32 protein-coding genes are annotated in these 26,210 nt (G+C 71.1%); 13 read left to right on the top strand and 19 right to left on the bottom strand.

Annotated elements, in window-relative coordinates; genetic code table 11:
- Nucleotides 1-9: 9 nt before the first annotated feature.
- The gene (locus ABZW17_RS05935) at nt 10-1,977 is read right to left on the bottom strand and encodes an FUSC family protein (protein ID WP_354810109.1); all 1,968 of its coding nucleotides are present in this window, start codon (nt 1,975-1,977) and stop codon (nt 10-12) included.
- Between the two features lie 69 nt (nt 1,978-2,046).
- Between ABZW17_RS05935 and ABZW17_RS05930 the strand changes: the two genes are divergently transcribed.
- Both ABZW17_RS05930 and ABZW17_RS05925 read left to right on the top strand, forming a co-directional pair.
- Complete coding sequence (locus ABZW17_RS05930) at nt 2,047-2,496, top strand: SRPBCC family protein (RefSeq protein WP_354810107.1); 450 nt, start codon at nt 2,047-2,049, stop codon at nt 2,494-2,496.
- A 114-nt stretch (nt 2,497-2,610) separates the two neighbouring features.
- Complete coding sequence (locus tag ABZW17_RS05925) at nt 2,611-3,360, top strand: polysaccharide deacetylase family protein (protein WP_354810535.1); 750 nt, start codon at nt 2,611-2,613, stop codon at nt 3,358-3,360.
- Here ABZW17_RS05925 and ABZW17_RS05920 read toward each other — a convergent pair.
- The 4 genes from ABZW17_RS05920 to ABZW17_RS05905 form a co-directional block, all read right to left on the bottom strand.
- A complete protein-coding gene (locus tag ABZW17_RS05920; RefSeq protein ID WP_354810105.1) occupies nt 3,357-3,830 on the bottom strand; it encodes a carboxypeptidase regulatory-like domain-containing protein in 474 nt (157 codons plus the stop codon). The genes ABZW17_RS05925 and ABZW17_RS05920 overlap by 4 nt on opposite strands.
- Entirely contained in the window at nt 3,827-4,432 is a 606-nt protein-coding gene (locus ABZW17_RS05915; RefSeq protein WP_354810103.1) for a sigma-70 family RNA polymerase sigma factor, read from the bottom strand. Before ABZW17_RS05915 ends, ABZW17_RS05920 begins: the two co-directional genes overlap by 4 nt.
- 422 nt (nt 4,433-4,854) lie before the next feature.
- On the bottom strand, nt 4,855-5,526 hold the full coding sequence (locus ABZW17_RS05910; protein ID WP_354810101.1) for an SGNH/GDSL hydrolase family protein: 672 nt from the start codon (nt 5,524-5,526) through the stop codon (nt 4,855-4,857).
- A gap of 9 nt (nt 5,527-5,535) precedes the next feature.
- On the bottom strand, nt 5,536-6,144 hold the full coding sequence (locus ABZW17_RS05905) for an NAD(P)-binding oxidoreductase (protein ID WP_354810099.1): 609 nt from the start codon (nt 6,142-6,144) through the stop codon (nt 5,536-5,538).
- 84 nt (nt 6,145-6,228) lie between these two features.
- Between ABZW17_RS05905 and ABZW17_RS05900 the strand changes: the two genes are divergently transcribed.
- Nucleotides 6,229-6,792 (top strand): TetR/AcrR family transcriptional regulator, encoded by a 564-nt coding sequence (locus tag ABZW17_RS05900; RefSeq protein WP_354810097.1) that lies wholly within the window; start codon nt 6,229-6,231, stop codon nt 6,790-6,792.
- Here ABZW17_RS05900 and ABZW17_RS05895 read toward each other — a convergent pair.
- A complete protein-coding gene (locus tag ABZW17_RS05895; protein ID WP_354810095.1) occupies nt 6,789-7,277 on the bottom strand; it encodes a MarR family transcriptional regulator in 489 nt (162 codons plus the stop codon). The genes ABZW17_RS05900 and ABZW17_RS05895 overlap by 4 nt on opposite strands.
- A 93-nt stretch (nt 7,278-7,370) precedes the next feature.
- Here ABZW17_RS05895 and ABZW17_RS05890 point away from each other — a divergent pair, with 93 nt between their 5' ends.
- Entirely contained in the window at nt 7,371-8,267 is an 897-nt protein-coding gene (locus ABZW17_RS05890) for an ABC transporter ATP-binding protein (RefSeq protein WP_354810093.1), read from the top strand.
- Nucleotides 8,264-9,901, top strand: coding sequence for an ABC transporter permease (locus tag ABZW17_RS05885; protein WP_354810091.1), 1,638 nt, complete (start codon nt 8,264-8,266; stop codon nt 9,899-9,901). Before ABZW17_RS05890 ends, ABZW17_RS05885 begins: the two co-directional genes overlap by 4 nt.
- Here ABZW17_RS05885 and ABZW17_RS05880 read toward each other — a convergent pair.
- From ABZW17_RS05880 to ABZW17_RS05855, 6 genes are all read right to left on the bottom strand, one after another.
- Nucleotides 9,898-10,365 (bottom strand): hypothetical protein, encoded by a 468-nt coding sequence (locus ABZW17_RS05880; RefSeq protein WP_354810089.1) that lies wholly within the window; start codon nt 10,363-10,365, stop codon nt 9,898-9,900. The two genes, ABZW17_RS05885 and ABZW17_RS05880, sit on opposite strands and share 4 nt — an antisense overlap.
- Before the next feature lie 38 nt (nt 10,366-10,403).
- Entirely contained in the window at nt 10,404-10,739 is a 336-nt protein-coding gene (locus ABZW17_RS05875) for a hypothetical protein (RefSeq protein WP_354810087.1), read from the bottom strand.
- Between the two features lie 65 nt (nt 10,740-10,804).
- Nucleotides 10,805-11,362, bottom strand: coding sequence for a TetR/AcrR family transcriptional regulator (locus tag ABZW17_RS05870; protein ID WP_354810085.1), 558 nt, complete (start codon nt 11,360-11,362; stop codon nt 10,805-10,807).
- 106 nt (nt 11,363-11,468) lie between these two features.
- The gene (locus ABZW17_RS05865) at nt 11,469-12,257 is read right to left on the bottom strand and encodes a metal-dependent hydrolase (RefSeq protein WP_354810083.1); all 789 of its coding nucleotides are present in this window, start codon (nt 12,255-12,257) and stop codon (nt 11,469-11,471) included.
- A 55-nt stretch (nt 12,258-12,312) separates the two neighbouring features.
- On the bottom strand, nt 12,313-12,666 hold the full coding sequence (locus ABZW17_RS05860; RefSeq protein ID WP_003078104.1) for an STAS domain-containing protein: 354 nt from the start codon (nt 12,664-12,666) through the stop codon (nt 12,313-12,315).
- A 230-nt stretch (nt 12,667-12,896) separates the two neighbouring features.
- A complete protein-coding gene (locus ABZW17_RS05855) occupies nt 12,897-13,205 on the bottom strand; it encodes a WhiB family transcriptional regulator (RefSeq protein WP_354810080.1) in 309 nt (102 codons plus the stop codon).
- A gap of 162 nt (nt 13,206-13,367) precedes the next feature.
- Between ABZW17_RS05855 and ABZW17_RS05850 the strand changes: the two genes are divergently transcribed.
- The 3 genes from ABZW17_RS05850 to ABZW17_RS05840 all read left to right on the top strand — a co-directional run bounded on the left by ABZW17_RS05850 (nt 13,368) and on the right by ABZW17_RS05840 (nt 15,042).
- Complete coding sequence (locus ABZW17_RS05850) at nt 13,368-13,784, top strand: anti-sigma factor (protein ID WP_003078110.1); 417 nt, start codon at nt 13,368-13,370, stop codon at nt 13,782-13,784.
- Nucleotides 13,781-14,560: a SigB/SigF/SigG family RNA polymerase sigma factor gene (locus tag ABZW17_RS05845; RefSeq protein ID WP_354810078.1), complete on the top strand. Its 780-nt coding sequence runs from the start codon at nt 13,781-13,783 to the stop codon at nt 14,558-14,560. Before ABZW17_RS05850 ends, ABZW17_RS05845 begins: the two co-directional genes overlap by 4 nt.
- Nucleotides 14,561-14,622: 62 nt before the next feature.
- Nucleotides 14,623-15,042, top strand: a complete 420-nt coding sequence (locus tag ABZW17_RS05840; RefSeq protein ID WP_354810076.1) for an ATP-binding protein — start codon at nt 14,623-14,625, stop codon at nt 15,040-15,042.
- Here the strand turns inward: ABZW17_RS05840 and ABZW17_RS05835 are convergent, their stop codons facing one another.
- Complete coding sequence (locus tag ABZW17_RS05835) at nt 15,043-15,528, bottom strand: helix-turn-helix domain-containing protein (protein WP_354810074.1); 486 nt, start codon at nt 15,526-15,528, stop codon at nt 15,043-15,045.
- Nucleotides 15,529-15,569: 41 nt separating this feature from the next.
- On the opposite strand from ABZW17_RS05835, the gene ABZW17_RS05830 reads away from it, so the two are divergent.
- Nucleotides 15,570-16,547 (top strand): aldo/keto reductase, encoded by a 978-nt coding sequence (locus ABZW17_RS05830; protein WP_354810072.1) that lies wholly within the window; start codon nt 15,570-15,572, stop codon nt 16,545-16,547.
- Between the two features lie 18 nt (nt 16,548-16,565).
- Nucleotides 16,566-17,204, top strand: a complete 639-nt coding sequence (locus tag ABZW17_RS05825) for a nitroreductase family protein (protein ID WP_354810070.1) — start codon at nt 16,566-16,568, stop codon at nt 17,202-17,204.
- A gap of 144 nt (nt 17,205-17,348) precedes the next feature.
- Here ABZW17_RS05825 and ABZW17_RS05820 read toward each other — a convergent pair whose 3' ends face one another.
- From ABZW17_RS05820 to ABZW17_RS05810, 3 genes are all read right to left on the bottom strand, one after another.
- Nucleotides 17,349-18,089, bottom strand: coding sequence for a 3D domain-containing protein (locus ABZW17_RS05820; RefSeq protein ID WP_354810068.1), 741 nt, complete (start codon nt 18,087-18,089; stop codon nt 17,349-17,351).
- A gap of 125 nt (nt 18,090-18,214) precedes the next feature.
- On the bottom strand, nt 18,215-18,853 hold the full coding sequence (locus ABZW17_RS05815; RefSeq protein WP_354810066.1) for an alpha/beta fold hydrolase: 639 nt from the start codon (nt 18,851-18,853) through the stop codon (nt 18,215-18,217).
- Between the two features lie 10 nt (nt 18,854-18,863).
- Nucleotides 18,864-19,538, bottom strand: coding sequence for an HNH endonuclease family protein (locus tag ABZW17_RS05810; protein WP_354810064.1), 675 nt, complete (start codon nt 19,536-19,538; stop codon nt 18,864-18,866).
- A gap of 178 nt (nt 19,539-19,716) precedes the next feature.
- Here ABZW17_RS05810 and ABZW17_RS05805 point away from each other — a divergent pair, with 178 nt between their 5' ends.
- Nucleotides 19,717-20,760 carry a tetratricopeptide repeat protein gene (locus ABZW17_RS05805; protein ID WP_354810062.1) on the top strand — a complete coding sequence of 348 codons (1,044 nt, stop codon included), beginning with the start codon at nt 19,717-19,719 and terminating at the stop codon, nt 20,758-20,760.
- A gap of 76 nt (nt 20,761-20,836) precedes the next feature.
- Nucleotides 20,837-21,304: a hydrogenase maturation protease gene (locus ABZW17_RS05800; protein ID WP_354810060.1), complete on the top strand. Its 468-nt coding sequence runs from the start codon at nt 20,837-20,839 to the stop codon at nt 21,302-21,304.
- 5 nt (nt 21,305-21,309) lie between these two features.
- Here the strand turns inward: ABZW17_RS05800 and ABZW17_RS05795 are convergent, their stop codons facing one another.
- Together ABZW17_RS05795 and ABZW17_RS05790 are read right to left on the bottom strand one after the other, a co-directional pair.
- Entirely contained in the window at nt 21,310-22,527 is a 1,218-nt protein-coding gene (locus ABZW17_RS05795; protein WP_354810058.1) for a hypothetical protein, read from the bottom strand.
- The gene (locus ABZW17_RS05790) at nt 22,524-23,990 is read right to left on the bottom strand and encodes an AAA family ATPase (RefSeq protein WP_354810056.1); all 1,467 of its coding nucleotides are present in this window, start codon (nt 23,988-23,990) and stop codon (nt 22,524-22,526) included. The genes ABZW17_RS05795 and ABZW17_RS05790 overlap by 4 nt, the downstream gene beginning before the upstream one ends.
- Nucleotides 23,991-24,155: 165 nt before the next feature.
- On the opposite strand from ABZW17_RS05790, the gene ABZW17_RS05785 reads away from it, so the two are divergent.
- Nucleotides 24,156-25,247: a hypothetical protein gene (locus tag ABZW17_RS05785; RefSeq protein WP_354810054.1), complete on the top strand. Its 1,092-nt coding sequence runs from the start codon at nt 24,156-24,158 to the stop codon at nt 25,245-25,247.
- 13 nt (nt 25,248-25,260) lie between these two features.
- On the opposite strand, the gene ABZW17_RS05780 is transcribed toward ABZW17_RS05785, so the two are convergent.
- Nucleotides 25,261-26,160, bottom strand: coding sequence for a LysR family transcriptional regulator (locus ABZW17_RS05780; protein WP_354810052.1), 900 nt, complete (start codon nt 26,158-26,160; stop codon nt 25,261-25,263).
- Nucleotides 26,161-26,210 lie beyond the last annotated feature (50 nt).

Genomic DNA, 26,210 nt, shown 5'->3' with positions numbered 1-26,210 from the left:
GCACGATCCTTACGTGCGCCTGTGGTACGGCAGGAACCGCCGGACGAGCCGCAGCGGCGCGCGTTCGGCCAGGTCAGGCCCGCGGACGGCGTCGAACGCCGACTCCAGCTGGTCGACCACGCCCGACAGCTGCGGGGCGTCCGGCAGCGGCACCGACCGCGGCTCGCGCTGCTCCCGGACCGCCGAAGCGAGTTCTCCCAGGGCGGCCGTGAGCAGTTCGACGTCGGCGGCGGCCGGCGGCGGCACGCCCCGCCCGATCGTCACACCGACTTCGGTGACGGCGTCGGCGACGCGCTCCTGCGCGGCGATCACCGGCCACCACGCCACCGCCTGGCGGCCGTTCGCCGACGGCTCGACGACGACCTGCTGGAACGCCGTCCGCAGGTCGGCCAGCGCCCGGTAGGCACCGCGGCGGGCCCGGGACCGCGCCAGCCGCGCCTCCCCGGAAGACGCCTCGACCAACGCGTGCGAGACGTACTTCGCGACCGCGTCCAGGCCGTCGGCGAGCCGGCCGCCGACCTGGGGGCGTCGGCTGCCCGGCCACAGCAGGTAGCCGAAGACGAGCACGATCACGCAGCCCAGCGCGGTGTCGACCAGCCGCGCCACGACGACGTTCCAGCTCCCGGTGTTGGCCAGGTCCATCTGCAGGATGATCAGCGGCGTCACGAACGCGCTGAGGATGCCGTAGTTGCGCACCTTGCCGATCGCCACCCCGCCGGCGAAGAGCGCGATCAGCGCCACCAGGACCCAGCCGCGGCCGCCCGCGACGAGCACCAGCGCGCCGATCCCGACGCCGGCGAGGGTGCCGATCCCGCGCAGCACCGCGCGGCCGAAGACCGAGCCGAAGTCGGGCTTGAGCACGATCCCGACGGTCAGGGTGATCCAGTACGACCGCTCGAACGGCACCAGCAGGCCGACGACCTCGGCGATCGCGACGCACAGGGTCAGCCGCAGCGCGGCGATCCAGGTCAGCGGGCCGGACGCCAGCGACCCGGCCCACGTCCGCAGCCGCCGGTACCACGGCGTCGGCTCGCGGCGCTTGCGGTCGTCGCCCTTGCCGATCCGGACGAGCCCGGCGTGGAGCGCGGCGAGCAGCGGATCGCCGTCGTCGTCCGGAGCCGCCGGCGGTTCCGGTAGCGGCTGGCTGGCCAGCACGGACGCGGACAGGGCGACGAAGTGGTCGATGACCGCCTGGGGCGGGCGGCGGCCGGCGTTGACCAGCGCCACCGACGCCTCGACCGCCGGCGTCGTCGCCGACAGCAGGTTGAGCAGGTGCCGGTAGGCGGCGTCGCGGCCGGACAGCCACGAGCGCGCGGTGAGCAGCTGATCGTAGGCGGTGTTCATGGCCGTGGTCAGCCGGTGCCGGGCCACCCGCGAGACCGCTTCGTCGGTCGCCGACAGCATCGCGGCCAGCTCGACGTAGACGTGCGCGACGGCGGTGCGCTCGGGGCTGGTCGCCCGGACCGTCCAGGTGACCAGGGCGACCAGGAAGCTCCAGGCGGCGCCGAGGCAGAAGAAGCCGAAGAGGATCTCGACGCGCACACCGGTCGCGTGCTGGCCGGTGCCGAGCACGCAGAACACGAACATCTGCAGCCCGGCGACGGAGGCGTTGCTGCCGGCCGCGCTGATCAGCGCCGACACCGCGGCGACCAGGATGACCGCGGGCACCGACAGGGCCGGGGTGCCGCCGGTGAGCAGGCCGACGAGGTACCCGGTGGTCGCGGCCAGCGTCGCGCCGCCCAGCCGGCGGGCGCGGTAGCGGTACGGGCCGGCCGATTCGGACAGCACGGCGGGCAGGGCGCCGGTCGAGATGAGCGCGCCGACGGCGATGTCGCCCGCCGCGTACGCCACGGCGAGCGGGACGGCGAGGGCGAAGACGGCGCGGGCGACCATGTTCCACGGCACCGGGACCGGCTTGCTGCGCAGCAGCTGGACGAGCCAGTGCGGCGCGGCGAGGTCGGGGCGCGGCGTGCTCACCCCCTCATCTTGACCTACGCTCCCGGAGACGATTAATTATCAGTCTGTCAACAACCCGGGGAGGTTCCGGTGGGCCGCAAGTACTCCTTCGAGGTCAACCGCACGAGCACGGCGCCGCCGTCGGCGCTGTTCGCGCTCGAAGCGGACGGCCCGCGGTGGGCGGAGTGGGGAAAACCACTCATCGTCCAGGCCCGCTGGGCGCGGCGCGGCACCGATGACCCCGACGGCGTCGGCGCGGTCCGCGAGGTCGGGCTCTGGCCGGTGCTGATCCGCGAGGAGACGGTGGAGTACGAGCCCGGGCGCAAGCACGTCTACACGTTCTTCGGCGCGAACCCGATCAAGGACTACCGCGCCGAGGTGCGCTTCACGCCGACCGCGTCGGGCGGGACGGACCTGCGCTGGACCGGGTCGTTCACCGAACCGGTCCGCGGCAGCGGCCCGGTGCTGGCCGCGACGCTGCGCGCGGTGATCCGCCTGTTCTCCGCCAAGCTGGTCAAGGCGGCCGAATCCGGGCACTGACCTGGGTGGCTCCGGCCACACAAGATCGCCTCGCGCAACGCAACCACCCCCTCCCGCGTCACCCTTTCAGGTAGTACACGAAAGGGGGACATTGTGCGGAAGCGCTTGACAGCGGTGGTCGCCATGGCGGCACTGGCCTTGACCGCGTGTTCGGGCCACGAGCCGGACCAGCGGGAGTTCGGCACCAGCCAGCCGAACCCGGCCCCGCAGGGCGTGGGCCCCGGCGCGAAGACGGCCGGCCCGTACCCCTTCGGCACCGTGCAGCAGAAGGCCCCCGCGGTCGAGAACGGCCAGGTCGCCGCGGTCAGGCGGATCACGACCGACAAGCCGTACGTCTTCCTCACGATGGACGACGGCGCGGTCAAGGACCCCGACGCGCTGAAGCTGATGCAGCAGAGCCCCACCCACCCGGTGCTGTTCCTGAACCAGAAGTACGTGCAGGGCCACGAGGCCTACTTCAAGCAGATCCTCGACGCCACCGGCGCCACCCTCGGCGACCACACGGTCGACCACCCGAACCTCAAGGGCAAGCCGCTGGAGTTCCAGCGCAAGGAGATCTGCGACGACGCCGACGACTTCCAGAAGAGCCTCGGCATCCGCCCGGTGCTGTTCCGCCCGCCGTTCGGCAACTACGACCAGAACACCCTGAAGGCCGCGGCGGCCTGCGGGATGCGCGTCGCGGTGATCTGGACGGCCGCGGTCAACGACGGCCACGTCCAGTTCCAGGTGGGCGACAAGCTCCGCCCCGGCGACATCGTGCTGATGCACTTCCGCAAGACCTTCAAAGAGGACTACACGGCGTTCGTCGAGCAGGCCAAGAAGGACGGGCTGACTCCCGTCCCCCTGGCCGATTTCCTGGGTTAGAGCACGACCGTCGGTGTCACGACGGTCCGGCGGCACGAGACGTCACCGAGGTGCACCAGGATCTGCGTCGTCCCGCGCGGCACGTTGTCCAACACGAACCGGCCGCCTTCGTCGGCCGTCGTCGACGACGTGCCGTGCTCGGCGACCCGGACCTCGACGCCGTACTGGCCCGCCGGGACCAGCCAGCCGTCGATGCGGTGCAGCTTGCCCATCTTGGTCAGGTTGATCATCACCGTCAGGTCGCTGACGGTGAACGTGATCGTGCCGGTACCGCCGCCGCGGACCCCGGCGAGGTTGTCCAGGCGCTCCCAGCGGGCGACCTCGACGTCGAGGTCCTCCAGGGCGAGCGCGAACTGGACCCGCTGCACCAGGTCACCCGGCGGCGGGTCCAGCTCGTCGAGGAAGCGGCCGATGCCGGCCAGGATCAGGTCATCGGAAAAGGCCTCGCCCGGCGCTCCGAGGTCGTTCATCGGCTTCCCCCTTCACTGGCGAGGAGATCGCGCATCTGGTCGAGGCAGCGCCCCCTGGTCGGGCCGACGCTGCCGCGCGGCATGCGCAGCGCCTCGGCGACGAGCTGGTACTCCGCGCGGCCCGCGAGCACGGTCAGCCGGAGCAGTTCCTGACAGCGGTGGGGCAGCCGGACGAAGGCGCGCCAGACCCGGCGGTCGCGGTCGGCGCGGACGGCTTCGTCCTCGGGTGCCGGTTGGGTGCTCGGCATGGCCTCGGCGACCTCGTCGCTCAGCGGCACCGGCTGCATGCGGCGGCCGAACGGGTGGGTGGCCTCGCGGCGGGTGGTGGTGATCAGCCAGGCGGCGAGGGCTTTGGGGTCCCGGAGCTTGCCGAGCTGGCTGAACAGCGCCAGCCAGACGGTCTGGACCACGTCCTCGGCGACCGAGCGGTCGAGCCCGTTGGCCCGGGCGACGTGCCAGAGGAGCGGGGTCAGCTCGTCGACCAGGCGGGCCATCGCCCGGCGGTCGCCGTCGCGGGCGGCCTCCATGCACGCCGCGTGCAGCTCGGCGCCGGTCAGGCCTTCCCAGGGCGGATCTACCTCTGTGGTTTGCACGTCGGTCACCGTAGCTGCCCCTCTTCGGAAGAGTTCTCGAGTCGGCAATGGCAGTATCGCGGGTCCTTCGGGGGGAAGGAGCGTGCAGGTGGATCTCGGATACATCAAGTCACTTACTTCGTCGGACGTGCACTACCGGTCAAATGGACACAGGGGGAGGTACCGGCCGACGCGAGCGGGCAGGCCCACGCCGACCGGTACTCCCCTCCCTCAAGGGCCCGCTCCCCAACGGGCCCCGCCGGATGTCCCCTCCCCCGAAAGGCCATCCGGCCGACGGTGTCCGGAAGCCCCCTCGGCTCCCGGCCACCGCGTTTCCCCGAACTCGACACCCCCTGTCGCGTTCTTCCGTGCTTGGCTGCTCCACAGGACGCAGTGGCCGGACCCCCAGATACACGAACCGGCGGAATTTTTTGAAGATCGACGCGGAGCGGCTAACTGATCACGGGGAGTGCGCCGGCGAGGGTTTTCGCCCAGCGCGCGTAGCCCGCCGGACCCGGGTGGAAGCGGTCGGACGCGAAGGCGGCCGGGTCGAGCAGGGCGGGGTCCATCGGCAGGTGCGTGACGCCGGGCAGGCGGGCGAGGGCGGCGGCCGCGGTGTCGAGCGCGGCCGACCGCGCCGCGAGGACGTCCCGCAGCGGCCGCGGTAGCGCGGGGAAGCGGGACATCGGCGGCACGCCGGCCAGCAGGACGCCGACCGGGCCGAGCCGCCGGCGCAGGTCGAGCACCAGCGCCAGCAGGTCACGCCGGTAGCCGGCGGCCGTCCGGAGCTCGATGGTGTCGTTGACGCCGAGGGCGATCACGACCACGTCCGCCGGGCGCACGAGCGGGACGAGCTCGGCCCGGACGGTCCGGGCGTTGGCGCCGGTCCGGCCGACCGCCTGCCAGCGCACCGCCCGGCCGCCGCGGGCCAGCTCGCGGGCGAGGCAGCCGGTGAGCGCTTCCTCGTGGTCGGCCGCGCCGACGCCGTCCACAGTGGATTCGCCGAGCACGGCCAGCCGGACGGGCTCGCCGACGCCGGGGACGAGCCCTTCGGCGGGGCCGGCCGCGCCCGGGAGCCGCGGGGTCTTGCGTTTGACGTACAGCGCCTGCGCCAGGATCACCATCCCTCGAAGCTAGCCGTGGGCGATGGAAACCTTCGCCCTGATCAGCGTGGGATCCGCCACGGCGTCGAGCAGGTACGCGGCGACGTCGGCCCGGCGGATGGTGAAGGTGCGGACGTTCCCGTCGAGCCGGCTCGCGACCTTGCCGGTGCGCGGGCCGTTCAGCAGCATCGGCGGGCGGACGATCGTCCAGTCCAGGTCGGTGGCCGTGACCAGGGCCTCCATCGCGAGCATGTCCGCCCAGCCGTGCTTGAGGAACGTGGTGAGCAGCGGCTTGACGAGCGTGCGGGTGAAGTAGCCGTCGCCGTCGGTGTGCATGCCGCTGGCGCTGACGACCAGCAGGCGCTTCGCCCCGGCCGCGATCGCCGCGCGGGCGCCGTCGGCGCAGACCGTGGTCGGCCCGCGGTCGCGGGAACCGACCGCCGAAATCACCGCGTCACGGCCTTCGACGGCGGCCGCCAGCTTGTCGTGTTCGTGCAGGCCCGCCACGACGACCTCGGCCGGTAGCCGCAGCCTGGCCGGGTCGCGGACGACGGCCGTGACGTGCCAGCCACGGTCCAGTGCCTGCTTGACGACCTCGCCGCCGACGCCGCCGGTGGCCCCCAGCACGGTGATCCGCATGGTGTCTCCTTCGTGGTTAGTGAACACTCACCAGGTAGGGTGAGTGTTCACTAACCACGCTGAGAACGCACTCAGGGAGCCGCCATGGGAAGCCGCGAAGAGATCGTCGCCGCGGCCGCGAAGGTGATGCGCGAGCAGGGCTACGCCCACGCCACGACGAAGGTCATCGCGCAGACCGCCGGCTACTCGGAGGCGATGCTCTACAAGCACTTCCGCGACAAGACCGACCTGTTCCTCAGCGTCATGGGCGAGGAACTCCCGGCCCTCGGCGCCGTCCTCGGCGAGCTCACCGCCGACCCGGGCCGGGCGCCGCTGCGGGACAACCTGGCCCGCGTCGCCCGGCTCGGCCTCGCCTTCTACGCCGAAGGGTTCCCGATCGCGGTGTCGGTGTTCTCCTCGCGGGAGCTGCTGCGGTCCCACCGCGAACGGCTGGGCGAGCACGGCCCGCACGTGCTGCCCGGCGCCGTCGCGGAGTACCTGCGCGCCGAGCAGGCACTGGGCCGGATCCAGGCGGGCACCGACGTCGAGGCGGCCGCGGCCCTGCTGCTGGGGGCGTGCTTCCAGCAGGCGTTCCTGGCCACGTTCCACGAGCGCGAGCCGGCCGACCTCGCCGAGCGGCTCGCGGACACGCTGCTCGCCGCGCTTTAGGCGTTCTTCTCCTCGCGCATCTTGTGCCAGCGCTCGTACATGCCGTTGAGCTCCTCGAGCATGAACGACAGGAAGTCCCGCATCTCGCCCAGCCGCTTGCCCGACGGCGTGTCCTCGCCCAGCGCGTCGATGCCGTTCTCGGCCGCGTCGCGCCACATGCCGATCATGCGGTCGCGCTTCAGGAAGGTGGCGTACCAGAGGTCGTCGTAGAGGCGGTAGTGGTCGCGGCGCTCGCCCGGCTCGCGCTCCTTGGCGACCAGGCCGATCTGCTCGAGGTAGCGCACCGCACCGGAGACGGCGGCCGGGCTGACCTGCAGCTGCGCGGCCAGGTCGGCGGCGGTCAGGCGGCCCTCGTCGGTGGTCATCAGCGCGGCGAACACCCGCGCGGGCATGCGCTGCATCCCGATCTGCGAAAGCACGAGCCCGAGGCTCTCCACGTACCGGCGGACGGCGTCTTCATCTCGCTTCGTGTCAGGCGTCGTCATCGGCCCATCCTCCCGTACCCCTTCCCCAAGATCACTCAATCCAGATACTTTCTTAACTTCACAAGTTTGTGAAGCAAGTGTAGCTTCCGAACCATGGAAAACGCCATTTCGGTCATCGACCTGCACAAGTCGTTCGGCCGGACCAAGGCCCTCGACGGCCTGGACCTGCAGGTGCCCGCTGGGGAGGTGCACGGCTTCCTCGGCCCGAACGGCGCCGGGAAGTCGACCACCGTGCGGGTTCTGCTCGGCCTGCTCCACGCGGACTCGGGGGACGTCCGGCTGCTCGGCGGCGACCCCTGGAAGGACGCGGCGAGCCTGCACCGCCGCCTGGCCTACGTGCCCGGCGACGTCAACCTCTGGCCCAACCTCTCCGGCGGCGAGGTGATCGACCTGCTCGGCCGCCTGCGCGGCGGGCTCGACGAGAAACGCCGCGCCGACCTGATCGAGCGGTTCGACCTCGACCCGAAGAAGAAGGGGCGGACGTACTCGAAGGGCAACCGGCAGAAGGTCGCCATCGTCGCCGCCCTCGCCTCGCGGGTCGACCTGCTGATCCTCGACGAGCCGACGTCCGGCCTCGATCCCCTGATGGAAGCGACGTTCCAGTACGCCATCCAGGAGGAACGCGAGCAGGGCCGGACCGTGCTGCTCTCCAGCCACATCCTCGCCGAGGTCGAGGCGCTGTGCGACAAGGTCAGCATCATCCGCAACGGCCGTACGGTCGAGTCCGGCACGCTGGCCGAGCTGCGCCACCTGACCCGGACGTCGATCACCGCCGAGCTCGCCGGGCCGCCGAACGGGCTCACGAACCTGGCGAACATCCACGACCTGAAGGTCGAGGGCAACCGCGTCCGCTTCGACGTCGAGACGCGCTCGCTCGACGAAGCGCTGCGGCAGCTGACCGAGGTCGGCGTCCGCAGCCTGGTCAGCCAGCCGCCGACGCTGGAGGAGCTGTTCCTGCGCCACTACACGACCGAAGCGAGCGCGAAATGACCTCGACGCTCCTGCGAACCGAAGCCGAGGTCGCGCCCGCGCACGAACTGGCCGGCACCTGGCACCTCACCCGGCTCGCGCTGCGCCGCGACTGGGTCATCCTGCCGATCTGGATCGTGCTGCTCAGCGTCGTCCCGGCGAGCACGGTCTCCACGTTCACGCAGTTCTACCCGACGGTCGCCGACCGGCTCGCCCTGCAGGCGGGCGCGAACGCCAACCCGTCGTACGCGCTGCTCTACGGCCCGCCGTTCGACCTGACCACGGCCGGCGGGTTCATCGCCTGGCGCATGTGCGGGTTCCTGGCCCTGCTCACCGGCCTGATGGTCGTCTTCACCGTCACCCGGCACACCCGCGCCGAGGAGGACACCGGGCGCGCGGAGCTGCTCGCGTCCGCGGTGGTCGGCCGGTACGCGGCGCTGACGGCGTCGCTGCTGGTGGCCGGCGGTGCGAGCCTGCTGACCGGGCTGGTCCAGGCGGTGACCATGATCGGCGCCGGCCTGCCCGCGGCCGGTTCGCTCGCCTTCGGCGCGTCGGAAGCGCTGGCAGGCCTGGTTTTCACGGCCGTGGCGGCGGTCGCCGTCCAGCTCGCCGAGTACTCCCGCACCGCCAACGGCATCGGCACGGCCGTGGTCGGCGCCGCCTTCCTGCTGCGCGGCGCCGGGGACTCCACTGTGGACGCCCGCTGGCTGTCGTGGCTGTCGCCGATCGGCTGGGTGCAGCAGATCCGCGCGTTCGCCGGGGAACGCTGGTGGGTCCTGCTGCTGCCGCTCGCGTTCGCGCTGGCCGCCGGCGCGCTGGGGTACTGGCTGCTCCCCCGCCGGGACGTCGGTGTCGGCTTCCTGCCGCCGCGGCCCGGTCCGGCGCGGGCCGCGGCGAGCCTGCGGTCGCCGTTCGCGCTCGCCTGGCGGCTGCACCGCGGCCCGCTGCTCGGCTGGCTCGTCGGCGTGGCCGTGGTCGGCGCGGTCTTCGGCTCGATCGCCAGCGGCATCGGCGACCTGGTCGGCTCGAGCCCGCAGGCGCAGCAGATCTTCGAGCGGCTCGGCGGCAGCCACGCATTGACGCAGGCGTTCCTCGCCGCGATGGCCGGGATGTTCGCCATGGTCGCGTCGCTGTACGGCGTCCAGGCGGTGCTGCGGATGCGCGGCGAGGAGACCGCGATCCGGCTCGAACCGGTGCTGGCCACCAGCGTCGGCCGGCTGCGCTGGGCGGCCGGCCACCTGGTGTTCGCCTTCCTCGGCACGGCGGCGCTGCTGCTGGCCGGCGGCCTGTTCATGGGGCTGGCCAACGGGTTGCGCACCGGCGACACCGGCGGCTCGATCGCGGACACCCTGTCCGGGATGCTCGTCCAGCTGCCCGCGGCCTGGGTGGTGGTCGCGCTGGCGGTGGCGATCTTCGGCCTGCAGCCGGGCTTTTCGGCGGCGGCGTGGGCGGTCGGCGCGCTGGCGCTGCTGCTCAGCCTGTTCGGCCCGGTCGTCAACCTGCCGCAGGCGGTGCTGGACGTCTCGCCGTTCCAGCACCCGCCGAAGATCCCGGGCCAGGCGTTCACCGCGACCCCGATCGTCTGGCTGCTGGCGGTCACGGCCGTCGCACTGGCCGCCGGGCTGCTCGGCTGGCGGCGCCGCGACGTCGGTTAGACCGGGCTCAGCTCCCGGTCCGCCCCGACCAGCAGCTGCACCTGCGGCCCCGCCTTCCCGCAGGCGGGGCCGTTCGGCTCGCTGAAGGTGGGCGTGACGTCGGTGGTGTGCGGCTTGCCGTCGTCGAACCGGACGGTGACCCGGACCGGTTCGGCGGGCAGGCCCGGGACGTCGGCGAAGCCGTGGAGGCCGCCGGTCGGCACCACCGACGCGCCGCAGGCGCTGTCCGGGCCGGTGCCGGCGCAGGTCGACGCGCCCGCGGTCGTCTCGGGGTTGAGGTCGACCGTCCGGTTGACACACTGGCCGCGCCAGCACGCCTCGAGCGTCGCGCGGGTGATGCCCGCGGGCGCCGGGATGGTCAGGCTGATCCCGGTCACGTAGCCGATCGCCGGGCAGGCGACCACCGGCGCGGCGCAGCCGGCGGTGACGGCCGCGGCCAGGGCGATCCAAGGGAAAGCTCGCATACCGGCCAGACGGGCCCGGCGCCCGCCCGGTTGCATCATCAGTCGCGCCAGCCGGAGGTCAGCGGCAAGACGGGCGACGCCGAGGTCGGCGTGCCGGAGGTCGAAGTCGTCGACGGCGGCACGGTGACCTCGACGACGCTGGTGGTGGTCGTGGGCGGCACCGTCACGACCGAGAGGACGGTGGGCGCCGGCGGCGGCGAACCGGTCACGGTGACGGGCACCGCGGAAACGGTCGTGGTCGGCGTGGTGTCGGTGGTCTCGGCGGTGCGCGGCGCCGGCCGCCCGGCCACGAGCAGCGCGGCGACCAGCAGCCCGGTGGCGAACCCCGCCAGCCCGGTGACCGCGGCGGAACCCCAGGTAGGTCGGCCGTTCATCCGGGCACCCCCTCGCCACGTGCAGCGCAGGTACGAGGACTAACTCGCGTTGATCTTACGTCTTGTTACCCGGTCCGCACCCGCTCAACGGGGCGCAGGCCGTCGACGACCACGCGAAGGAGGTGCTCGCTGCCGGGCGCGTACCGCTCGACGGCGAGGCAGCCGACGATGAGCGCACGCAGGTCGTCGCCGTCGATGTCCGGGCGGACGGCGCCGGCGGCCTGGGCGCGGGCGAGGAGCTCGGCGAGGGCCGCGCGGAATTCGTCGCCGGCCCCGGCCTTGAACGCGTGCCCGGAGGACTCGGCGAGGGCGTCGCAGATGGCCCGGTTGAGGGACGCCTGCCGGATGACGCGGACGAAGTAGTCGAAGAAGACGCCTCCGGGCTCGTCGGCGGTCGCGAGCGCGCGGGCCTCCTCGGCGAACTGCTGGATGCGTTCGAGGACGACGGCCTGGAACAGCGCTTCCTTGCTGGGGAAGTGCCGGTAGACGGTCCCGGCCCCGACCCCGGCCAGCCGCGCGATGTCATCGAGCGGCACGGCCAGGCCGTCGAGCGCGAACGCCTCCTCGGCGGCGGCCAGCACCTTGGCCCGGTTGCGCCGCGCGTCGGCGCGCATCTTTTCCATTCACGTTCTCCTCGGTGACAACCGGAACACGCGCTCCGTATCGCCGCAAGCGGGTCGACCGTTCCGAATCAACGTCCAGTCTCCCAGGAGAATTCCGACGCGCCGCTCAGGGCGTTGTGGCCTGCTGACTCGACGGCGGGACGAACAGCCGCTCGAACGTGCTCACCGTGTGCTCCCACACCCCCGGCACCAGCAGCACGCCGAGGAGCGCGAACACCGGGAAGATCAGCCGCTTCTCGACCTTCTTGCCGGTCCGGAAGCGCAGCACCTTCGGCGGCCGGATCTCGTACCACGTCTCGCCCGCGATCGGGATCGGGAAGAGGAACGGGCAGCCGGCCTCCGTCAGGGCGTCACCCAGGCAGTGGGTCAGGCACCCCGCCGCCACCGCGATGCCGAGCCAGCCCGAAATGGACGCCAGCTCGCCCGCGCGATCCGGTGGGGCCGTGAAGAACCACCACGCCACCGCCGCGCCGCTCACCGGGAGGAGCCAGTCGCCCAGTGCTCCTTCGGCCAGCATCAGCCCGAAGATCACCACGCCCACGACCGCCCACGGGCCGCCTTCCGTCGTCCCCCACGACGTCAGCAGGCCCAGGCCCGCCGCGAACAGGACCGTGTGGGAAAGGTGGCGGTGTTTGCCGGTGACCTTCTCGTCGCGCGGGCCCTTGGTCAGCGCGTAGAAGCCCGCCGAGACGCGGCGCAGGATCCAGGACAGGGCGCCCGTCAGCCAGCCGAGGAGGCGGGAGGCGCTCGCACCCGGGTGGTCGAGGTCGGGCAGCAGGGCGAAACCCGCCGTCGTCGCCGCGAAGACCACCGCCTGGTGCACCGATCCCGCCCCGACCGCGGGCGCCAGGGCCAGGCCCGCGCACCAGCCGGTCAGGGCATGCGTGCGCCCCATCATCGTGCCGCCCCCAGGATCCGCGGAACCAGTGAGGCGGAACGTTAGCGGTCGGTCAGGCCTGGGGGTCTTCCGACACGCTCAGGTGTTCGGCCACGCCGGTGAGCTCGATCACGCGGCTCACCGCGGGGCTGGGGACGACCGCGAGTTCGACGTCCTGCTCGCCGGCCTGGCGTTGTGCGCGGAGCACCACGTTCAGCGCGGAGGAATCGAAGAAGGTCACCCCGGTCAGATCGGCCACGACCCGCTGCGCGCGCTTGTCCGCGATCAGCCCCGCCAGGGCCTCCTGCAGCTGGGGACTGGTCAGCAGGTCGAGCTCGCCGGTGACCACCACCCGGGGCTCCGTCGCGTCGGTGTCCAGCGTGATGCCGAACCCGGGCGGGGTGGCGTTCTGGTCGGCTGCGGGCATGCAGTTTCTCCTCGTCAGGCGCTGCTCCTGCGCCGGGTACGCGCCTGCTGTCTCAAGCGGCATCCGTGTCACCGTGCCTTCCGCGGCCCGGGGCAGGACCCCGCACCGGACACGGTCCAGGCAACTCCGGCGCCAACCCTAACCCAGGAAGCGGCCGCGCCCGCCACGGCCGCCGCTCTTTCGCGTGGACTGCTCACCTGCGATCAAATCCTGCCTGTTCAGCGCGCTGCTCAGTGCGCACTCATCGTCTTGCGGGCCGCCCGGCGCTGGCGCAGGAACAGCTGCCGCCGCTCGATCTCGCCGAGGCCGCCCCAGATGCCGTAGGGCTCCTGTACGGTCATCGCGTGCGTGCGGCACTGCGCCAGGACCGGGCAGGTCTGGCAGATGGCCTTGGCCCGCGACTCGCGCCGCTCCCGCGCCGAACCCCGCTCGTTGTCCGTGTGGAAGAACAGGCTGCTGTCCGCGCCCCGGCACGAACCCTGCAGCTGCCATTCCCACTCTTCCGCAACCACGTTGGGCAGCCGGCTCACGTCAGCCATGTCGTCCCCGCCTTTCCCAGGATCAGCATGTCGACCGCTACATGCCCGCCGGTGGAGCGGATCAAACCCGGGTTTGGTTTGCTCACCCCACGGGCATCTCGCTGCCGGGCGTGGAGGACACCGCCGATCACCTGGAGCGCGAGTGCGGAGAAAGGAACAAACGTGGAGGACAACGCCCCGCTCGTCCCGGAAGGCGCGCAGGTCATCGAGGTGCGGACAGCTGCGATCCCGCACGTCGTGCCCACCCTGCGGACCATCGTGGCCGACATCGCGATGCGCCAGGACTTCGACCTCGACGCCGTCGAGGACCTCCGGATGGCGGTGGACGAAGCCTGCTCGCTCCTGCTGCCCGCCAGCTCGGACGGGCGCCTGACCTGCATCTTCTCGTGGAACGGGCCGCGCATCGAGGTCTCCGTCTCGGTGCTGGCCGACAGCGCCGACCACGAGGACGACGCCGGCCTGTCGTGGCAGCTGCTGACCGCGCTGGCGACGACCGCCGAGCGCACGATCACCCCGGAGAACGGGCGCTACCTGTCCCGGGTCGACCTCGTCCGGGAGAGCCAGGCGGCGGACTCGTGAGCGGTCCCGCCGGGAACAGCGGGGGCGATCTCGACGTCAGCGCGCTGTTCACCCAACTCGCCGCCCTGCCGGCGAACTCACCGGAGCGTGAGCGCATTCGTGACACGCTGGTGCGCGCGCACCTGGAGCTGGCGCGCAACCTGGCCCGGAAGTTCCGCAACCGGGACGAGGCGATGGAGGACCTGGTCCAGATCGCCACGGTCGGGCTGATCCACGCCGTCGACCGGTTCGACCCCACGCAGGGAACGGACTTCCTGGCCTTCGCCGTGCCGACCATCTCCGGCGAGCTGCGCCACCACTTCCGGGACAACAGCTGGTCGGTGCGGGTGCCGCGGCGGCTCAAGGAGCTGAACGCGAACATCTCGGCCGCGCGCGAGGAACTCACCGTGCAGCTCTCGCGCGCTCCCAAGCCGAGTGAGATCGCGGGCCGGCTCGGGGTGCCCGTCGAGGACGTCTTCGAGGGTCTTCGCGCCGGTCAGGGTCGCTACGGCGCCTCGCTGGACCACCTGCTGGAGAACGCCGCCCACACGCGGTTCGGGGCGCCGGACGCCGAGCTCGGCCAAGCCGAGCTGCGCGAGGCGCTGCGTCCGATGCTGGACAGCCTCCCGGAGCGGGAGCGCAAGATCGTCGCGCTGCGGTTCGGGTCCGGGATGAGCCAGTCGGACATCGCGCGGCGCGTCGGGGTGTCCCAGATGCAGGTGTCACGGCTACTCGCTGCGACGCTCAAGAAACTGCGTTCCGGACTGGACGAATCCGAGCTGGCCGACGGCACCTGATTAGCCGAACAGCCGCCTGGGTATTTCGCGGGCGGTACCGAACTCACTGGGAGGGGGACCGGATGACGACGTCGAGGATGCCGCAGCGGGCAGCTGCGCCGGCCGCCCCGCTGAGGGTGCTCCTCCCCGCCGACGTCACGGCTCCGGCGCTGGCGCGGCACGAGGTGCGGTCGGCGCTGCTCCGGCTGGGCCTGCGGGAGTGCCAGTTCGACGACCTCCTGCTGGCGACGTCGGAGCTGGTCACCAACGCCTTCGAGCACGGCGAACGGCCTCAGCGGCTCGAGCTGGACTACGACGGCGCCCGGGTGACGCTGCGGGTGCACGACACCGGGCGGCAGCTGCCCGCGCTGCGGGCGCCGTCGCCGGCCGAGGCCCGCAGCCGCGGGCTCGTCCTGGTGCAGGCGCTGTCGCTCGACTGGGGGTTCGAACGCTGCCCCGGCGGCAAGTACGTCTGGGCGGTCTTCCAGGTACCGCCCGCCTGATCAGCGCACCTTCCGGGCGGCGTCGGTCTCGCCGATCCGCTCCCGGAACGGCTTCCGGTCGAGGGCCTCGACGATCGCGTCCAGCAGGGACCGCAGCGAGTACGGCAGTTCGGCTTCCAGGGTCTCGGCCGCCTCGGTCGTCGCCGCCCACTCCGCCTCGATCAGGGGCAGCAGGTCACGGGTCTTCGCGGTGAGCGACACGATCCGCTGCCGGGCGTCGGTGCCCGGCTCGAGGACCACCAGGCCGGCCCGGCTCATCTGGGCGACGGTCTGGCTGGCCGCCGAGTGCGTCACGCGCATTTCGGCGGCCAGGTCGCGGATGGCCAGCGGGCCGCGCGCCAGCAGCGCCCGCACCACCGGCGAGTACCGCGGCCGGTAGTCCGCGAGGCCGATGTCGGCGAGGAACCGGGCGACGTCGCCGTCGAGGATCTCGAGCACGTGCCGCAGCCGGGTCCCCAGCCCGTCCGGACCCGAAGTCATGGCCATGACGGCCGATCATAGGCGGGCGCGTGTGCTTGGATCGCGGCATGGAGAACCGGAAGATCGCCCGTCTGGGCCGCGAGGTGTCCGTCGTCGGGCTCGGCTGCTGGCAGCTCGGCGCGGACTGGGGCGAGGTCGACGAGAACGACGCGCTGGCCGTGCTGCACGCGGCCGCCGACAACGGTGTCACCTTCTTCGACACCGCCGACGTCTACGGCGACGGCCGCAGCGAGCGGCTGGTCGGCCGGTTCCTGGCCGAACGCGGCGACGTCTTCGTGGCGACCAAGATGGGCCGCCGGGTCGAGCAGGTGCCGGAGAACTACGTCGCCGCCCACTTCCGCGAGTGGAACGACCGGTCGCGCCGCAACCTCGGCGTCGACACGCTCGACCTGGTCCAGCTGCACTGCCCGCCGACGCCGGTGTACTCCTCCGACGCGGTCTACGACGCCCTGGACGCGATGGTCGGCGAAGGCCGCATCAAGGCGTACGGCGTGAGCGTCGAGACGGCCGAGGAGGCGCTGACGGCGCTGGCCCGGCCGCACGTGGCCACCGTCCAGATCATCCTGAACTGCCTGCGGCTCAAGCCGCTGGAGCGCGTGCTGCCCGCGGCGGTGCAGGCGGGCGCCGGGATCATCGCGCGGGTGCCGCTGGCCTCCGGCCTGCTGTCCGGCCGCTACACCGCGGACACGAAGTTCGCCGAGAACGACCACCGCAACTTCAACCGCCACGGCGAGGCGTTCGACGTCGGCGAGACCTTCTCCGGCGTGCCGTACGACGTCGGGCTGCAGGCCGTCGAGCGGCTGCGGGGGCTGGTGCCGGCCGGCCAGACGCTGGCGCAGTTCGCGCTGCGCTGGATCATCGACCAGCCGGGCGTGAGCACGGTGATCCCGGGCGCCCGCAACGCGGACCAGGCCGAGAAGAACACCGCGGCGGCGGCGCTGCCCCCGCTGTCCGACGAAGCGCTGGCCGGCGTCCGTGAGACCTACGACGAGCTCGTGCGGCCGCTGGTGCACGATCGCTGGTAGGCCCGGCATGATGGGCCGATGATGACGCCCGAAGAGCTCCTGACGACGACCAGGACCGTCCGCAAGCGCCTCGACCTCGAGCGCCCGGTGCCGCTCGACCTGGTCAAGCACTGTGTGCAGGTGGCCCTGCAGGCGCCGAGCGGTTCCAACACGCAGCGGTGGCAGTGGCTGGTGGTGACCGACGCCGGGCAGCGCGCCGCGCTCGGCGGGATCTACCGGCGGGCGTGCCAGGAGTACCTGGAGTCCTCGCGGGCGGCGGGCAAGCTGTTCGCCGACGACCCCGAGCGGTCGAAGGTGCAGCAGCGCGTGGGCGACAGCGTCGCGTACCTGGCCGACCGGATGGGTGACGTGCCGGTGCTCGTCGTCCCCTGCCTGGAGACGGAGTCGGCGGAGCTGCCGGCCGGCAACCAGGCGGGGCTGTGGGCCTCCCTGCTGCCGGCGGCGTGGAGCTACATGCTCGCGGCGCGCTCGGTGACGCTGGGCACGGCGTGGACGACGCTGCACCTGAAGTACGAGCAGGAGGCGGCGGAGGTGCTGGAGCTGCCGAAGAACGTGCACCAGGCGGCCCTGATCCCGACGGCGTTCTACACGGGCGAGACGTTCAAGCCGGCGGCGCGCCAGCCGCTGGAGGAGGTCCTGCACCTCGACCGCTGGTGACCACCCGCGAAAGCCCGGTGCCATCCGGGGCTCCGCCCCGCGCCGGGGGCTCCGCCACCCGGACCCCCGTGAAAGCCTCCTTGCCGGGGCAGATGGGGGGACGTCGGCAAGGAGGCTTTCACGGCCTTTCGGCGGCCAGGTGGTCTAGCGCACGGTGAGCGTGAGCCGCTGGATGCCCCAGGCGTCCGCCTGGGCGCCGGGCAGCCAGACGTCGACGATGTCGTCCTTGATCCAGCTGCCGATGTCGGCGGCGTAGCACTCGCCGTAGCCGGGCACGGAGAACCGGGTGCCCCACGGGATGTTCCGGGCGTCGACCGCGCAGAAACCCGGCCCGGCGTTGTAGCCCAGGGCCGTCTGGGCGACGTCGTTGTACGACGTGACGCGGTAGTTGAGCGTGGTGCCGGCCGGGACGCGGTAGGCCGCGAGCCGGTTCCCGCCGTCGAGGCGGTAGGCGGTCGAGATCTGGCCGAGCGAACCCGGCGAGTTGTCCTCCGCCGTCATCGCGTAGAGCTGGTAGTTCGCGTTCTGGCAGGGGCCGGCGTCGGTGACCGTGAGCGTCGGCTGGCCCCAGTCGCTGATCCACTGCAGGGCTTGGCCGTTGCGGAACGCGCGGTAGGCCTTCGCGCCGGGAACCCGGGCGAAGGTGAAGGTGACCTTGCCGTCGGCGCCGAGTCCCCCGCTGACCGAGCCGGGCGCGGGTAAGCGGTTGCTGACGTCGGCCGCGCCGACGAGCGTGCCGGGACCGTGGCCGCCGGTGACCGGGCGGTCGGGGATCGGGCCGGAGTAGAAGTGCTGGCAGGCGGGGAGGGTCGCGGCCTCGGCGGCCGGGGCGACGAGGAGGCTGCCCGCGACGGCGGCGAGCGCGAGGACGTGCGTGAAACGCATGACGGGGACCTCCGTGGTGGGGACCGGATGGAGGTGACACGAGCGGGTTCGCCGCCGTCCACGACGTTAAGTGGCCTGGACCACTCCGTCAATAGGTCTAGACCTTTTATCGCCGAACGGCGCAGTCAGAGATAACTCACCAGGCGGTCGGCCAGCGCGGCCGGGTGACTGAGCGGCACGCAGTGCGGGCCGTCGAGCTCGTCCGGCTCGATGCCGAGGCGCTCGCGGGCCACCCGCCGCTGGAAGTCCGGGACGAAGAACCGGTCGTCGCGGGCCAGCAGCACCCGGGTCGGGACGTCCGGGTGGGCGGGCAGCGGCCACGGCTCGTCCCACTCCTTACTGACCTGCTCGCGCCCGTGCGCCTGGCACGCCTCGGCGAGCGCCGCCGGGACGCCGTTGAAGAACTGCTCGGTCTCGCTGAGCCCCTTCGGCGCCTCGAAGCCGGTGTTGCCCCACCACTGCCCCGGCGGTTCGGCGGGCGCCGGGATCATCCCGGCCAGGTACACCAGCAGCCGCGCCCGGACCTTCGCCGCGACGAGCGGCGCGGTGAACCCGCCGTACGAATGCCCGACGACGGCGACGTCGGTGCGGTCGCCGAGCGCTTCGAGCACCGTCTCGGTGAACTCCGCCAGGCCGGCCGAGCGGTCGGTGATCGGCAGGTCCGGCGCGACGGCGTCGTGCCCGCGAGCTTCGAGCTCCGGGATGAGCAGGTGGAAGTCCCAGCCGCTGCCGCCGCCGCCGTGGATCAGCGCGAAAGTCGTCACGCCGGACAGCTCAGCAGCGGCGGAGCATGTCGGTCAACGCCGTTTTCTCGCCCTGCGTGATCGTCAGCCCGTAGTAGTGCTTCACGACGATCCAGTCGGTCGCGTAGGTGCACCAGAACGCGACCAGCGGCGGCTTCCACTGGTCCGGCGCCTTGTCGCTCTTCTGCTGGTTGACGTTGTCGGTGACGGCGAACAGCTGCGGCCGGGTCAGGTCGTTGGCGAACTGTTCGCGCTTCTCCGTCGTCCACGCCTTGGCGCCGCTCGCCCACGCCTGGCCGAGCGGGACCATGTGGTCGATGTCGAGGTCGGTCGGCTTGGTCCAGGTCTCGTCGTCGTAGACGCTGGTCCAGGTGCCGGACGTCGCCCGGCAGTCCTTGTCGGTCTTGACGTCCTTGCCGTCGCGCTTGAGGACGACTTCGCGGGTGTCGCAACCGGACCCCTGGCTGTCCCAGTGCGGGAACTTTTCCCGGGAGTAGCCGTCCATCGAGGTCCGCGCGGCGATGGTCAGCTCGCCCAGCTGCTTCTGCGCGTCGGCCGCATTGACCGGCACCGGCGCGCCGGACGTCGGGGGCGGCGTCGCGCCCGCGCCTCTCGTCGCCCAGTACCCGAAGAGCGCGACGGCGAGAACCGCGATTACCAGCAGGGTTCGCTGCGTCACGCTCAGCCGAAAGGTCCGGGCCGCCACGATTTTCTCCTCTCACCTGCGCCGTCGCGCGGCGTAGTGTCACCTCTGCCGGCGCGGGACAACCGCGTCGACACGATGACCTGGCGCGAATGTGACGTCGCCCACCCACGGCGGAGGTGTCACACGGAGCCGATCAACTGCGACTACCGGAGCAGGACCCATCCGGAGGGAGCAGCCGATGCCCGGCCGGCTCAAGAAGTTCGACGAGTTCTTCCAGCGCAAAGCCGCTGAGGGCGGCAACGTCGTCGCCATGGCCCGGATGGGCCAGGCGATGCGCGAGCGGGGAGAGCTCGCCGAAGCCGAGTCGTGGTACCGCAAGGCCGCCATGGGCGGTGACCGCGTCTCGATGACGGCACTGGCCCACCTGCTGGCCGAACGCGGCGCGCCGGACGAGGCCGAGCGCTGGTACCACGAGGCGGCACTGGCCGGCGAGTCGCACGGGATGCAGTACCTGGCCAAGTCCTACGAGCGGCGCGGCAAGCGCGAAGACGCCCGCCACTGGTACGGCGAGGCGGCGCGTGCGGGCGACCTGCCCTCGATGGCCGCGCTGGGACGGCTGCTCCGCGAAGAGGGCCACAGCGAAGAGGCCCAGTCGTGGCTGCGCCAGGCCGCCGACGCGGGTTTCACCGGCGCGATGGTCGACCTGGGCATCGTGCTGCGCGACCGTGGCCAGGCCGCCGAGGCGTCCCGCTGGTGGCGGTCCGCCGTGCAGGCCGGCGACCTCTCGGCCACCTGCCAGCTCGGCCGCCAGGCCGAACGGCTCGGCCGCCCGGCCGACGCCGAGTCGTGGTACCGCCAGGGCGCGACCGGCGGCCACGTCGAGGCGGTCGTCCGGCTCGGCCTGCTCCTGCACCGCCGCGGCGACCTCGAAGAGGCCGAGAACTGGTACCTCGACGCGGCCGAGCGCGGCGACCCGGCGGCGATGACGAACCTGGGCGTCCTGGCCCGCAACCGCGGCGACGAGGGCGAAGCCGCGGCCTGGTACCGCAAGGCGGCCGAGCACGGCAGCATCCCCGCCCTGACGAACCTCGGCCACCTCGCCGAGCACCGCGAAGACCTGGCGGCGGCCGAGCAGTGGTTCCGCCGCGCGGCGGAGACGGGCGACGTCCAGGGCATGCTCAGCCTGGCGCGCATGCTGCGGGCCCGGGGTGCGGGGCACGAGGCCGAGCTGTGGCTGGCGCGCGCCGAGACGGTGCAGGACGACCGGGAGCACCAGCACTAGCCGCTCCGACGGTCATGGCTATTGTGTGATCCACTTCACAGTTCTAGCCTGGGAGTGCACCCCAGGAGGTTGCGCAATGAGGCCACGTGTCCTGGTCGCGAGTATTGGCAACGTCTTCCTGCACGACGACGGCTTCGGCGTCGAAGTGCTCAGGGAACTGGACCGGGCGGGCCTGCCCCCGTGGGTGCAGATCGCGGACTACGACATCGCCACGGTCCACCTGGCGTACGACCTGACGGGCGGCTACGACACGACGATCCTCCTGGACGCCACCCGCCACGGCGTCCCACCGGGCACCCTGACCCTGACCGCATCCCCGGACACGCACGACCTCCCGGGCGACGCGGTGGTCCGCCTGCTGCGCCTCCTGGGCGGCGACGCGGGCCGCGTGCTGGTCCTGTGCTGCGAACCGGCGTGCGTGGACGGCGGAATCGGTTTGTCGGCCGCGGTCGAGGCCGCGGTCCCGGCCGCGGTGCGGGTGGTGACGGAGCTGGCTTGGGGCGCGAGCCCGGAGCTGCCGGTCAAGGAGAAGACCGAGGTCTGACCAGGTCATCGGCGAAGCTCGGCAAATGCGGTTCTGAACGCACCTTTGAAATGCTCGGGCGCGCAGAATGAGACGGGCCCCATCACGGTACGGCCGGTGCTGAGGGTTGCCACCATCTCGCTGGGAGCTACCACGAACGCGGCGCCGATGTCGATCATCGTTGTCCGCGCTTCGGTCAGGTAAGTGAGCGCTTGACTGTAACCACTCCGGATATACTTGTGGTCCTTGCTGTACTTGCATTCGATGATGAGCGCGCGGCGGCTTCCCTCATTGACGAGCATGATGTCGGGACTCTTCGTCTGGCCCGGGCGCCGCAGCCCACGCGTCGCCTCGACGTAGGGCTCGACCTGACCGGACTTCGCCCACAGACCTCCCGCCTCGAACCACAGGTGCCATATCTGCCCAGCGGCCTCGACCTCGTAGGCGGCACCGCTGGCCCCGCCGTGGAGCGGACGCAGACTCACTGGCCGATGACCATCGGCCCTGAGCGAGGTAAGGACGAGGCCGAAAACGCCTAGGTGGAACAGCGCCGAAGCCAGTTCTTCGTCCGGCATGATTTGCGCCTTGGCCAGCGCAATCAAATCAGGACCTTCCTCTTTACGCAGGACGTCGGCTAGGTCGGCCACGACCTGCCACTTGGGCCCGGATCGGCGGAAATCCTTAATCACGGCCCAGTCCGGCAGGACCGCGGGGACCTGCTGCAGCTCAGGCCGCTCCACGAGTTGGCCAAGCGCATCCAGTTGCTCTTCGACCAGTGGTTTCTTCCGGCGCAGATCCTTGAAGGAGGCATCGAGGTACACCAGGAGCATGCGTTCGACGGTCCACCGCAGGGCACTCAGCAACGCTTCGTCGGAAGTCCGCTGCCGAGTACGTCCCACGAACTCACGGGGCGGCCACCCGGTCCGTCGAGTCGCTGCCCAATCGATCCGACCTCGCGGTGCCGGGCTCGCCGCATGGGACACCTGCGAGTGGACCGGGACGATGGCCAACCAGTCACGCACCCGGATGGGCATGCGCTGCAGGCTCTCGCAACAGTTTTCGAAGAGCACGCGGTGTGCGCGCCGTTCAACGTCCCGCTTCGTCCAGCGACTGAACTCGTCGTTCCGCAGAACGGCGGCCAGGCCGGCGAAGAGGTCGCCCTTGCCTGACCAGCTGTGGAAGAGTTCTCGCACGCCTTCCCACGGGATCGACAACGCCGACTCATCGAGGTTCGGCGCCGTCACTGCAGTTCACGCAGCCGACTGTGGACCCATCCCCACTCCCCGCCGAGGACGTTTTCGCGCCTCAAGCCTTCCCCCAGCCGGTCCAGGTCATCACCGAGCACGGCCAGCCAAGTGCCCATGCTGCTCAAGTACCCTTCCGCGACGAGTTGCGCCAACGGCACCACACCGTCGTCTCGCCTACCAGCCGCAACGTAGTGCGGGATCGACAGCAGCGCGGCCGGCCCCATCGCATCGCCTTGAACCTCGGCATGAGATCGATAGATCGCGGAGAGGATTGACCCCAACGTCTCCTTTTCGGGTTCGCCCAAAGCTGGCCCGAGGTCGTCCAGACGCGTTCGAAGCGCTCGTATGAAGGCCTCGACACCCGGAACCGGCACGGGAATGTGGTCGAATCGCCGTCCCAACGCCTGCCCGAAGCGGAAAACCCGCTGTGCATCGACGGCGTTGTACGTTCCGAGCAGCCTCCAGTCGGTGCCGGCCAGGTAACTGATCGGCCCACCGCTCACACCCCCGCGCCGCAAGCGGCTCACTCCGATGACTTGACTGTGCGGTGTGTCGGCCCAGCCTAAGAGGATCTTGCTGGCACCCGGCTCGACACTCGCGCGACCCACCTCGACCGTTTGACCAGACAACCAGGTGAACAACCCCGCGAAGATGCGATCGAGATCGGCGCGGTTGGCCTCGTCCAAGATCAACCACCGGTCCCGCTGGATGGCCTCCAGCACGTGCCCGGGGCTGAAGCGGAGTCGTCCCCGGTCGTCCACGGTGTCACCCCCGACCAGTTCCCGGACGGTCCAAGACTCATCCGGGGTGACCAACATCGGCTTGCGGAGCCGAGTCAGGCCGTGAGCTGGCGGGTCCTTGCTGATCTCGGCGACCAGTTCCGTGAGCAAATGCGTCTTCCCCGTGCCCGGTGGGCCCACGAGCATCACAGCCGGCCGCGAACGGACGGACACCTTGAGCATGCGCCGAACTCGTTCGTCGAGCTCCAACCGGTATTTGGGCTCGACAATCGGTGAAACCTCTTCAGCCTCGATTCCGAGGAACTCGCTCAGCACGGATGCCGCGCTCTCGCCTGCCCCGCTGTGGCCCAGCCAGACAGCCTCCCACCCCGTGGCCTTCCAGCCGAAAACGAGGCCGACGGACACGCGTTCAGGGGGCGGAGCGACCAACAGCTCCCAGAACTCCTCGGACACCGCCGAAGCCCTGTCGTCTGCGCGTAGGTCCACCAATGCGACTCCGAGTACCGCGTCGGCCAGCTGCCCGGTTCTGCGGAACTGTTCGACGAGCTCATCGTCCCCGGTGACACGGACAGCGACGACCTTGTCGATCGGCAACGAGCCGGCGTTCGTCGCGAGAAGTACCTCGAGCTGGCGCAGTCCCGCTCCGGGGTCGTCGTGGTCAGCTTCCGCCGGGCCTACTTCCGCGAGCTCGTCCATCAGTCGCTGCGGCAGTTCCGTCATGGCAGACAACCGTACTGGCCCTGTGACACCGAGCAGCGCCGACACACTACGTCATTGTTCTGGTGCCCAGACAGGGCACGACACGCTCTTCAGTAGCAGCGCGAAGAGCGCATGCTCGCGCTTCGCGCAGCTACACTCCGTTGCCGAAGACACGGAGGGGTGAGGTTGGACGAAAAGCAGCTCATTGCTGAGCTGAAGACGCTCCGCGTAGCTCGAGTCGGGAGGCAGCGTGCTCCGCACAAGCCCCTCCTGCTGCTCTGGCTTCTCCAAATGTTCGTCAAGCGACGCAGGTGGGACGCGACGTACGACGAGGCGGAGGCCCCCGTTGGCCACCTCATCGGCAAATACGCCCCGGGCGCCGCCGAGATCACCGACTTGGCCGCCAACCCGTTCATTCGCCTGGAACGATCGCTCTGGGAACTATCGGATTCGACAGGTGTTGCGATTGCCGCCAATACCTCCCAACGCGGCTCATGGCTCAAAGCCCGTGGGGCGCGTGGTCGACTACGCCCTGAAGTTGTACGGCTCCTGAACAACCCGAAGACCCTCGTTTCAGCGATCGAGGCGCTATTGGAGGAGTACTTCACACCGGGCGCGGCGGAGCTTGTCCGGGCAGAGCTCGGGCTCGACCTCGTCTTCAGCGCGGCTGCCTCGTCACTACGCCGCCCCAGCCGCTCGGTCAGCAAGCGAGTCGATCTTCCTGAAACGGAGGCTGTTCGCGGACAGTTCCACCTGCCCACGAACTTCAAGAACCTGGACTATGACACGCGGCTGCGGTGGCAGGCTCTCATGTGGTTGGTCCAGGTTCGTGGGACCAACGACAATCGCATTCCGTCGAGCCAGCTGAGCCTCTTCGAGTTCGAAGGCAAGAGGATCGCTCTGGCGGATCGGCAGCGGGGCATTCGAAAGCCGAAAGAGCTGGAAGCCGCTTTGTCGATCAAGACCGCCTACAGGCCAGAACACCAATCACGACCCTACGAAGACGGCATCATCGGCGATAGATTGCGCAGCTACAAGTACGCCGGCGAGGATCCGAACTACTTCACCAATGTCGCCCTGCGTCGAGCCTACGAACAAAAACTTCCCCTGATTTACTTCTTCGGCGTCGCCAGCGGCATTTACGAGGCCCTGTTCCCGTGGTGGATCGTTGCAGACCAGCCGGAGGAGCTCCAAGTGGTGATCAGCCTCGACCCGCCCCAGGGCACCGATCCGATCTGGACGCCCTGGGCTCGGCGTGGCCGCCACGCCGCCGGATAGCAGGTCCGGCTGATCAGCTCCCGCCCTTCGCGAGGTCCACCGGGTCCGGCAGCTGCCGCAGGGCCTCCAGCACCACGTTGACCGCCGCCCGTGGTGGTGATCCTCGGCGGACCACCGCCGCGATCGTGCGGGTCACCGGGGTTGCCAGCTCTCGCGTTGCCACGCGGTAGCGCGGGTCCACCGCCAACCCCGGTAGCAGCGCGATCGACAACCCGGCCTCGACGTGCTGCAGCGTCATCAGGTAGTTGCTGAAGCGGCACACCACCCGCGGCTCGAAACCCGACTCGCGGCACAGGCGCAGCGTCAGGTTCGCCATGTACGACTGCGGGACGTCCAGCGCCCACGGCTCGTTCGCGTAGGCCGACAGGACCGCCGGGCCGCGGGGTGCCTCCGGCGGGGTCACCAGCACGATCGGGTCCGTCGCCAGCGGGAAGATGTCCAGGTCAGGGCCCAGCGGCAGCTCGACGAAGTCGGTCGTGGTGATGATGACGTCGGCGTCGCCGCCGCGCAGGGCCGGGATGCTCTCGTGCGGCTCCAGCTCCAGCAGCTGGACCTCCAGGTGCGGGTGCGCCAGCCGGGTCACCGCCGGGACCGCCAGCGTGTGGATCGCGCTCTGGAACGCCCCGAGCCGCACCAGGCCCGCCGGTTCCTCGCCGAGGCTGCGCAGCTCCGCCTCGACCGTGTCCAGGTGGTCGAGGATCGCCCGGGCGCGGCGGGCCAGCATCAGCCCCGCCGGCGTCAGGCGGACCCGGCGGCCGGTGCGTTCCAGCAGCTGGGTGCGGGTTTCCGCTTCGAGCACGGCCAGCTGCTGCGACACGCTCGACGCGCTCAGGTTCGCGTCCTGCGCCACCGCGCGGACCGTGCCCAGCGTGTCGAGCCGGCTCAGCAGGCGCAGGCGCCACGGGTTCAGCATCCGCCGATTGTGCGGCAAAACCGAACAAGCAAGCCGGAATTGTGAGCTGG

The organism is Amycolatopsis sp. NPDC004625, assembly GCF_040609695.1.
GTDB lineage: Bacteria > Actinomycetota > Actinomycetes > Mycobacteriales > Pseudonocardiaceae > Amycolatopsis.
Note: the sequence above shows the minus strand (reverse complement) of the source record. Positions and strands in the feature narration are given on the sequence as shown.